Genomic DNA, 8,063 nt, shown 5'->3' on the forward strand with positions numbered 1-8,063 from the left:
CTTAAGGTCGTAATATCTCATCCTCGCCGGAGGACCGCAAGTGGTTGCCGTCCGAGCCTGCGAGAGCGCGCACGTACGGGGGCGTGAGCGGTGTCCTGCGCACCACAGCGCCGACGCGCGACAGGGCGTCCTCGACGGCGTTCGCGATCGCCGCGGGCGGAACGATCGCGCCTCCCTCGCCCACTCCCCGCACCCCGAGCGCGTTGAGCGGCGACGGGGTCTCGCGGCTTGCGAGCTCGACCGTCGGCACCTCCTCCGCAGTCGGAACGAGGTAGTCGGCGAGCGTGCCGTTGAGCAGCTGTCCATCCTCGTCGTAGAGCACCTCCTCGTAGAGCGCGCCGCCGATGCCCTGCGCGACACCGCCGAGGACCTGGCCCTCGACGATCATCGGGTTGATCTCGGTCCCGCAGTCGTGCACGACGACGTAGCGGAGGATCTCGACCACTCCTGTCTCCGGGTCGACCGCGACCACGGCGGCGTGGGCGCCGTTCGCCCACGTCACGGTCCCGGGCTCGAAGTAGAACGTCGTCGCGAGCGGGGCTCCGCGCTCGCGGGCGGCACGTGCCACCACGCCGAGCTCGACCCCGCGGTCCGGCGCGTCCCGCGGGGCCACCCGGCCGGCCGTGAGGCTCAGGTCGGCGGGCGCGATCTCGAGCAGCTCTCCCGCGATTCCCAGGGCCTTCTCGCGCACGATCCCCGCCGCCTCGCGCACCGCGTTGCCTGCGACGACGGCGCTGCGGCTGGCGACGGTGCCCCAGCCCTTCTCGAGCCCCTCGGTGTCGCCGGTGACGACGTCGACCGCGTCCGGCTCGACGCCGAGGTGATCCGCGCAGACCTGGGCGAACACCGTGGCGTGCCCCTGGCCCTGCGAGCAGGCCCCGGTGCGCACGGAGACGCGGCCGTCGTCGCCGACCTCCACGAGCGCACCCTCGAACGGGCCGATGCCCGTTCCCTCGACGTAGACGCCGACGCCTCGACCGACGAGACGGCCGTTCCCCTCGCGGATGTCGACCTCGTCCCAGCCGGCGAGCTCCGCCGCCCGCCGCAGGACGTCTGGGTAGTCGCCGCCGTCGAGCACGAGCGGCTCGCCGTCCCGGTAGAGGATGCCGACGTCCAGGGGCATCTCCTCCGGTCGCACGAGGTTGCGCAGGCGCAGCTCCACCGGATCGATCCCGAGCCGCCGCGCCGCGAGATCCAGGGAGCGCTCGACCGCGAAGACGGCCTCGGGCCGCCCCGCGCCGCGGTACGGGGCGGTCGGCGTCTTCGTCGTGATGACGCCCTCGGCCGTGGCCTCGAAGCTCTCGACGCGATACGGCCCCATGAGATGGGCGATCGTGTTGTACGGAATCACGAGCCCGAGTGGGTTGTAGGCGCCCGTGTCGACGAGCACGTGGTCGCGCATCGCCACGATGCGGCCGTCGGGGTCGAAGCCGAGCTCCATCTCGTGGACCTGCTCGCGCGCGTGGACGGCGCTCAGCATGTGCTCGAGCCGGTCCTCGATCCACTTCACCGGCCGGCCGAGCCGCATCGCGAGCAGGCCGACGAGGAGGTCCTCCGGGTAGAGCACGCCCTTGATCCCGAAGCCTCCGCCGACGTCCGGGGCGATCACGCGAATCCGCTCCTGCGGCAGCCCGGAGACGCGACTCAACGCACGCCGCAGTGGATGGGAGTTCTGCGTCGCCGACCAGAGGGTGAGCCCGTCTCCGGCCTCGTCGTAGCTCGCGACAGCACCCCGGGTCTCCATCGGGATCCCGGCCTGGCGCTGCACCGAGAACCGCTCGTGGATCACGAGCGCTGCGTCCGCGAGTGCTGCGTCGACGTCTCCCTTCGAGACGGCGAAGCGAACGGCGACGTTGTCGTCCCAGCCCTCGTGGACGACCGGTGAGTCGGCGGCCATTGCATGTTCGAGCGTGGCCACGGCCGGCTCGGGGTCGTACTCGACCTCGACGAGCTCCGCCGCGTCCTCGGCGACGTAGCGGCTCTCTGCGACGACGACGGCCACCGCCTGTCCCGCGTAGAGCGCCTTGTCGGCCAGGAGCGGCGGATGGCACGGCCGCAGGTGCGGTCGTAGGGCGGCGACGAGCTTCTCCGGCGGGGTGTCCCAGAGGAACGGCGGTAGCGGCCCCGACGGCATGTCCGCGGCGGTCACCACCGTCACGACGCCGGGAAGCGCGAGCGCCGGCGCCGCCTCGATCGCGCGGATCGCGGCATGGGCGAACGGGCTGCGGACGAACACGGCGTGCGCCTGGCCGGGGAGGTCGATGTCGCCGACGTACTCGCCCCGGCCGCGGAGCAGCCGGTCGTCCTCTCGGCGCCGGAGCGACCGGCCGACCCAGGGCTCGCTCATCGGTGGCATCTTAACGTGAAGATAGTTATCGTCTCGGCCGTGAGCGGTCTGGAAGGAAGGCGGGCGCTCGTCACGGGCGCCAGCAGGGGGATCGGCAAGTCGATCGCGCTCGACCTCGCGGCGGCCGGGTGCGACGTCGTCGGCGTCGCGCGCTCTCCCGACGCGCTCGCGGCGGTCGGCTCGGAGGTCGAGTCGCTCGGCCGCCGGTTCCTCCCGGTCGAGCTCGACGTGGCGTCGGCCGGCGACATTCCCGCGGCGATCGACCGCGCCTGGGACTGGCGGGGGGGCATCGACGTCCTCGTCAACGTCGCGGGCCTCATCGTCCGGAGCGCGCCGCTCGAGGTGACGCCCGCAGAGTGGGACCTCACCTTCTCGGTCAATGTTCGGGGAACGTACTTCGTCACACAGGAGGTCGGCGGCAGGATGCTCGCGAACGGCGGCGGCTCGATCGTCACCGTCACCTCGCTGGCCGGCGAGCGGGTGACGAGAGCGTCGGTGAGCTACCAGGCGAGCAAGGCGGCGCTGATCCAGGTGACGCGTGCGCTCGCCGTCCACTGGGCGCCGACGGTGCGCGTGAACGCCGTCGCGCCGGGGTACGTGCGGACCGACCTGAACGCGGCCTGGCTCGCTGACGAGGAGAACGGTGGCTACGTGCTCGGGAAGACGCCTCTCGGTCGCGTCGGGCTGCCCGAGGACGTCGCCGGGGCGGTCAGGTTTCTCGCGTCGCCCGCCTCGTCGTACGTGACGGGCCAGAACCTTCGCGTCGACGGCGGCTGGAGCGCGCAGTAGCCGCTGTCGCGGGCTTCGCGTCGACCGTCCCTCCGCCCCCGCCCCCGTCCCCGCGCTCGACCGCGATCAGGAGACCCCGCAACAGCCGGACGAGTTGCTCGCGGTCGCGGGCGCCGAGCGACTCGAGCAGCTCCGCCTCGCGCGCGTAGTGCAGCTCGACCAGGCGATCGATCAGCCGCAGGCCCTTCGGCGTCAGCGCGACGAGCAGGCTGCGGCCGTCCGCCGGATCGGGCACGCGGCGCACGAGACCGGCCGCCGTCAGCCTCTCCAGCCGGTTGGTGACGGCCCCGGAGGTGATCAGGAGCGAGCTGTAGAGCTCGGTCGGAGAGAGCCTGTACGGCGGGCCCGAGCGGCGCAGCGCGGCCAGGACGCCGAACTGCGCGTGATTGAGGCCGTGCTCCGCGTAGATCTGGTCGACGTCCCGTTCGAGGATCCGGCAGAGCCTCGAGATCCGCGCGATCACCGCCATCGGCGAAACGTCGAGCCCGGGGAGCACGCGCCCCCACTGCTCGATCAGATGGTCGACGTGATCCGCGTCAGACATGACGCGATTGTTACAGGGGCGGCGGCCGGTGAAGCGCCGTCGCTGTCGCCTCGGACGGCGCGAAGCGGGCGAGCCGGAACGGCTCGAGCAGCGGCTCGCTCCGACCCCGCGCGATCTCTCCCGCGACGAGCCGTCCGAGGACGAGACAGAGAGTCACGCCGCTGTGGGCGACGACGAGGTAGACGCCGTCGAGACCGTCGGCCCACCCGACGATCGGCAGCCCGTCGAGCGGTAGTGGGCGAACCCCGACGCGTACCTCGCTCACGTCGCCGCGGCCGCCGCCGAGCCGGAGCGTCTCCGTCAGTCGGGCCTCGAGCTGCTCGCGGACACGGCTCGGGACGGTTCCCGCGAGAGCCGTCACGGCGTCGCCGTCGAGCTCGAGGGCCTGGAGCACGAGACGGCCGCCTCCGTCCGGTCGGACGTTCAGCCGGGGCGCGAACACCGAGCGCGAGAGCGAGGTGGACGTCGGCGCGGTCGTCGCGAGGAAACCGGTCACGCCGTCCTCCTCGGGCCGCCGGAGCGGCGCGGACGTCCCGGCGAGCCCGGCCACCTCGCCGGTCCAGCGTCCCGCTGCACAGACGACGACGTCCGCGGGGAGCATCTCCTCCGTGTCGAGACCGACGCGGTGAGATCCCCGCCCGGACACGGAGAGCGTCGTCACCCGGGCACGACGGATCGCGACGCCGAGCGCCGCCGCCGCGCGACGGAGCCCCTCGAGCAGGCCGCCCGTCTCGGCGTAGCCCTCGTCCGGGAAGAAGCTCACCTCCTCCTCGTCGGGGACGAGCAGGTCCGGCTCGAGGCGCGCCTTGACGTCCCGTCCGGAGAGCACCTCGACGCGGTACCCGAAGCTCTCGACGAGCCGCGTCCGCTCGCGGAGCGCACGCCGGCGGTCGTCCGTCGCCGCCCACTCGAGATGGCCGGTCAGATGGAGCCATCGCGGCGCGCCGTCCGTCCGGGCGAGGTCGTGAAAGGCCGCCAGCCCCGCGGCGTTCAGCTCGTGGTAGGGGGGCAGCGTCTTCTCTGCCGCGTTGATCCGCGCGAACGAGACGCCGGTCGTCCCGGGACGTGCGCGCCCGGCGTCGACGACGGTCACTCCACACCCCGCTCGCGCGAGCTCGCACGCAGTCGCGAGCCCGATCGCACCGCCTCCGACCACCACGACGCGCGGGGGCCGGCGGACGCTCACGACGTCCCGGGCGCCGGGGCCGCGACGGCCTCGGGGGAGCGCAGGCCTTCCGTGGCCTCCTCGTCGATCCGGTAGAGGTCGGGCGTACGGACGATCCGGTCGGGAGGCCCGAGATACTCGATCGCGACGCCGTAGTCGGCGCGGGCCCGCTCGAGGGACACGTAGCCGTCGACAACGTCGGCCAGCACGAGCTGCGGGTCCCGATCACGTGGGTCGCCGTAGCCGCCGCCGCCGGGAGGCTCGAGCCGAACTCGGTCGTCCGCGCCGAGATGGAGCACGGTCTTCGGCTGCGCTGGCGCACCGGAGGCGAGCGAGAGGCCGCCCGAAGCACCCGGCAGCCCCCCGTCGAGCCCCCCGGCGGGGAACTCGGTCCGGTCGACGAGCGTCGAGACGCTCCACCGATGCCCGCTCCGGCAACCGGTCTCGGTCGACTGCCCGAGCCCGCCGCGGCACCTGCCCGCGCCGCCGGAGTCCGTCCGGAGCTCGCGGCGAAGCTGGACGAGCGGCGTCAGCGTCTCGATCACCTCCGCCGGGACCCCCGCGACGCCGCTCGGAAAGCCCGTCGTGGTCAACCCGTCCTTCGTCGCGCGTGCGCCCGTGCCGCCCGACTGGAACAGCGTCAGCGAGAAGGGCGCGCCGTCACGGTCGGAGCCGCGCCAGATCGTGAGCCAGGTCGCGTCCGCACCCGTCGCCATCAGCCGGTCGGGGAGAGCGGGTGCGAGCGCGCCGAAGATCACCCCGGGGAGAAGGTGGCCGATGAGGTGCCGTGTCCCCACCGGGGCGGGCTCGAGGCAGTTGAGGATCGACCCCGGAGGCGCCGTCACGTGCACCGGCCGGAAGGAGCCCTCGTTGTGGGGAACGTCCGGCGCGAGGGCGGCCTTCGCCGCGAACGACGCGTAGGCGTGCGTGTAGTTGAGCACGAGGTTGATGCCGTACCTGCTCTGCGGGGACGAGCCCGCGAAGTCGATCCCGAGCTCGTCGCCGTCGACCGTCACGGCGACCTTGAGCCGGACCGGCTCGTCGAACCCGTCGCTCCAGCCCTCGTGCTCGTAGACGCCGTCCGGGAGCTCGGCGATCGCGCCTCGCATCGCCTCCTCCGAGCGGCGCGTGATCTCGTCGGCGAGCGGGTCGATCGACTCGAGACCGAACTCCTCGACGAGAGCCAGCAGGCTCCTGGCGCCGACGTCGTTGCAGGCCGACTGGGCGTAGAGGTCGCCCACGGTCTCGTCGGGCGTGCGGACGTTGGCCCGCACGATCGAGAGGAGCGAGTCGTTGACGGCCCCCGCGTCGAAGAGCTTCATGATCGGGATGCGCAGGCCCTCCTCGTAGACCTCGCGCGACTCTGCCGAGAGGATCTTTCCGCCGATGTCCGCGGCGTGGCACGTGTTCGCGAAGAACGCGATCGGCCCTCCGCCCGCGAACACGGGAGTGACGACGGTGATGTCGTTGATCTGACCGCTCGTCTGCCACGGGTCGTTCGTCAGCAGCACGTCGCCCGGCCGGAGCGTCGCCGAGGGGTACGTCGTGAGGAAGTGACGCACGCCCGTCGCCATCGCGTTGATGTGCCCCGGGGTACCGGTCAGAGACTGGGCGACCATCTGACCGCGCGAGTCGAAGACCCCGCAGGCGAGGTCCTCCGACTCCCGCACCACCGTGCTGAACGCGGTGCGGATCAGCGCGGCCTGCTGCTCGTTGACGATCGAGATGAGCCGGTTCGAGAGCACCTCGACGAGGATCGAATCCATCAGCGGCCCTCCCGTGTGACCTCGAGGCTGAGCTCGGGCATCACCGTCACGAGCTGACCGGGGGCGACGACGAGCGTCGACTCGCGCTCCTCGACGATCGCCGGGCCGGCGAGCCGGGCTCCGGGACGGAGCGCGTACCGGTCGTACACGGGGGTCTCGACGTAGCCGCCCAGCGTCGGGAAGAACGCGGCCCGCGCCGCGCGGGGCGGACGCGACGACGCGTCGACGGCCACCGCGCCGAGCTCGAGCTCAGGACGAGGCCCGGAGGAAACGACCCGCCAGGTGATCGCCTCAACGGGGACGTCGGGGCCCCGGCGCCCGAAGAGACGCTCGTACTCGCGCTCGAACGGCTCCAGGAGCTCGTCGGCCCGGGCGAGCTCGTACTGCGGCAGGCGCACGCGCACCTCGTGCCCCTGACCGACATAGCGCATCTCGGCATAGCGCTCGTGCTCGACCTCGCCCGCGGAGAGCCCGGACTCGGCGAGGAGCGCCGCGCCGTCGGCCTCCATCTCGCGGAGCAGCTCGTTCACGCGCTCCCAGTCGGGATCGTCGAGCGCGCAGCGCCAGGTCTGCACGAAGTCGAAGGCGAGCGGTGCCGTGAGGAAGCCGAGCGCGCTCATCACCCCTGCGCCGAGCGGCGCCACGAGGACGGGCGAGCCGAGCGCGGCCGCGACGCCCGCCGCATGGACCGGCCCTGCGCCGCCGAAGGCGAAGAGGGGGAGCGAGGTCGGGTCCTTGCCGCGCTCCACGGCGTGGACGCGTGCCGCGTTCGCCATGTTCTCGTTGACGATCGTGTGGATCCCCCACGCGGCGTCCTCGACGCTCAGGCCGAGCGGTCCTGCGATCTCCTGCTCGATCGCGTCGCGCGCCGCGCCGACGTCGAGCTCCATGCGGCCGCCGAGGAAGTAGGCGGGGTCGAGGTAGCCGAGCACGAGATCGGCGTCCGTCACCGTCGGCCGGGCGCCGCCGAGGCCGTAGCACGCAGGCCCCGGGTCGGCGCCGGCGGAATCCGGCCCCACCTCGAGGAGGCCGAGGCGGTTCACCCGCGCGATCGACCCGCCGCCGACGCCGATCTCGATCATGTCGATCGTCGGCGTCTTGATCGGCAGGCCGGAGCCGCGCGTGAAGCGGTCGGTGCGCGCGGCCTCGAACTCGTGGGTCACGAGCGGGCGGCCGTCCTCGATCAGGCACAACTTGGCGGTCGTCCCGCCCATGTCGAACGACATCAGGTCGGTGAAGCCGTTGAGCCCCGCGAACCGCGCGGCGGCGAGCGCGCCGGCGGCCGGCGTCGCCGACCTGCTGTCGTTCGACCTCGGCGGCACCACCGCGAAGTTCGCCGTGATCGTCGACGGCGAGCCGCTCACCGCCAGCGAGTTCGAGGTCGACCGCCGGTACCGGTTCAAGAAGGGCTCGGGCCTGCCGGTCAAGATCGGCGTGATCGAGATGATCGAG

At 72.7% G+C, this 8,063-nt stretch carries 7 protein-coding genes; 2 read left to right on the plus strand and 5 right to left on the minus strand.

Annotated features, from left to right (window positions below; all coding sequences use genetic code 11):
* Position 1: 1 nt before the first annotated feature.
* Positions 2–2,347, minus strand: coding sequence for a xanthine dehydrogenase family protein molybdopterin-binding subunit (locus VNM44_RS14330; protein WP_325626568.1), 2,346 nt, complete (start codon positions 2,345–2,347; stop codon positions 2–4).
* Between the two features lie 39 nt (positions 2,348–2,386).
* On the opposite strand from VNM44_RS14330, the gene VNM44_RS14335 reads away from it, so the two are divergent.
* Positions 2,387–3,136 carry an SDR family oxidoreductase gene (locus VNM44_RS14335; RefSeq protein WP_325626569.1) on the plus strand — a complete coding sequence of 250 codons (750 nt, stop codon included), beginning with the start codon at positions 2,387–2,389 and terminating at the stop codon, positions 3,134–3,136.
* Here the strand turns inward: VNM44_RS14335 and VNM44_RS14340 are convergent.
* The 4 genes from VNM44_RS14340 to VNM44_RS14355 are packed head-to-tail and all read right to left on the minus strand — an operon-like array spanning position 3,057 to position 7,936.
* Positions 3,057–3,680, minus strand: a complete 624-nt coding sequence (locus VNM44_RS14340; RefSeq protein ID WP_325626570.1) for a MarR family transcriptional regulator — start codon at positions 3,678–3,680, stop codon at positions 3,057–3,059. The two genes, VNM44_RS14335 and VNM44_RS14340, sit on opposite strands and share 80 nt — an antisense overlap.
* A gap of 10 nt (positions 3,681–3,690) precedes the next feature.
* Positions 3,691–4,866, minus strand: a complete 1,176-nt coding sequence (locus VNM44_RS14345) for an FAD-binding oxidoreductase (protein ID WP_325626571.1) — start codon at positions 4,864–4,866, stop codon at positions 3,691–3,693.
* Positions 4,863–6,611, minus strand: coding sequence for a hydantoinase B/oxoprolinase family protein (locus VNM44_RS14350; RefSeq protein WP_325626572.1), 1,749 nt, complete (start codon positions 6,609–6,611; stop codon positions 4,863–4,865). Before VNM44_RS14350 ends, VNM44_RS14345 begins: the two co-directional genes overlap by 4 nt.
* Positions 6,611–7,936 (minus strand): hydantoinase/oxoprolinase family protein, encoded by a 1,326-nt coding sequence (locus VNM44_RS14355; protein WP_325626573.1) that lies wholly within the window; start codon positions 7,934–7,936, stop codon positions 6,611–6,613. The genes VNM44_RS14350 and VNM44_RS14355 overlap by 1 nt, the downstream gene beginning before the upstream one ends.
* On the opposite strand from VNM44_RS14355, the gene VNM44_RS14360 reads away from it, so the two are divergent.
* A partial coding sequence (locus VNM44_RS14360; RefSeq protein ID WP_325626574.1) for a hydantoinase/oxoprolinase family protein occupies positions 7,845–8,063 on the plus strand: 219 nt, incomplete at its 3' end. The two genes, VNM44_RS14355 and VNM44_RS14360, sit on opposite strands and share 92 nt — an antisense overlap.

This window comes from Gaiella sp., assembly GCF_035558935.1.
Taxonomy (GTDB): Bacteria; Actinomycetota; Thermoleophilia; order Gaiellales; family Gaiellaceae; genus Gaiella.

Bases quoted from the DNA above. Each gene is read 5' to 3' on its own strand.
- VNM44_RS14340 (WP_325626570.1), bottom strand. From the start codon at position 3,680: ATGTCTGACGCGGATCACGTCGACCATCTGATCGAGCAGTGGGGGCGC.
- VNM44_RS14330 (WP_325626568.1), bottom strand. From the start codon at position 2,347: ATGAGCGAGCCCTGGGTCGGCCGGTCGCTCCGGCGCCGAGAGGACGAC.
- VNM44_RS14350 (WP_325626572.1), bottom strand. From the start codon at position 6,611: ATGGATTCGATCCTCGTCGAGGTGCTCTCGAACCGGCTCATCTCGATC.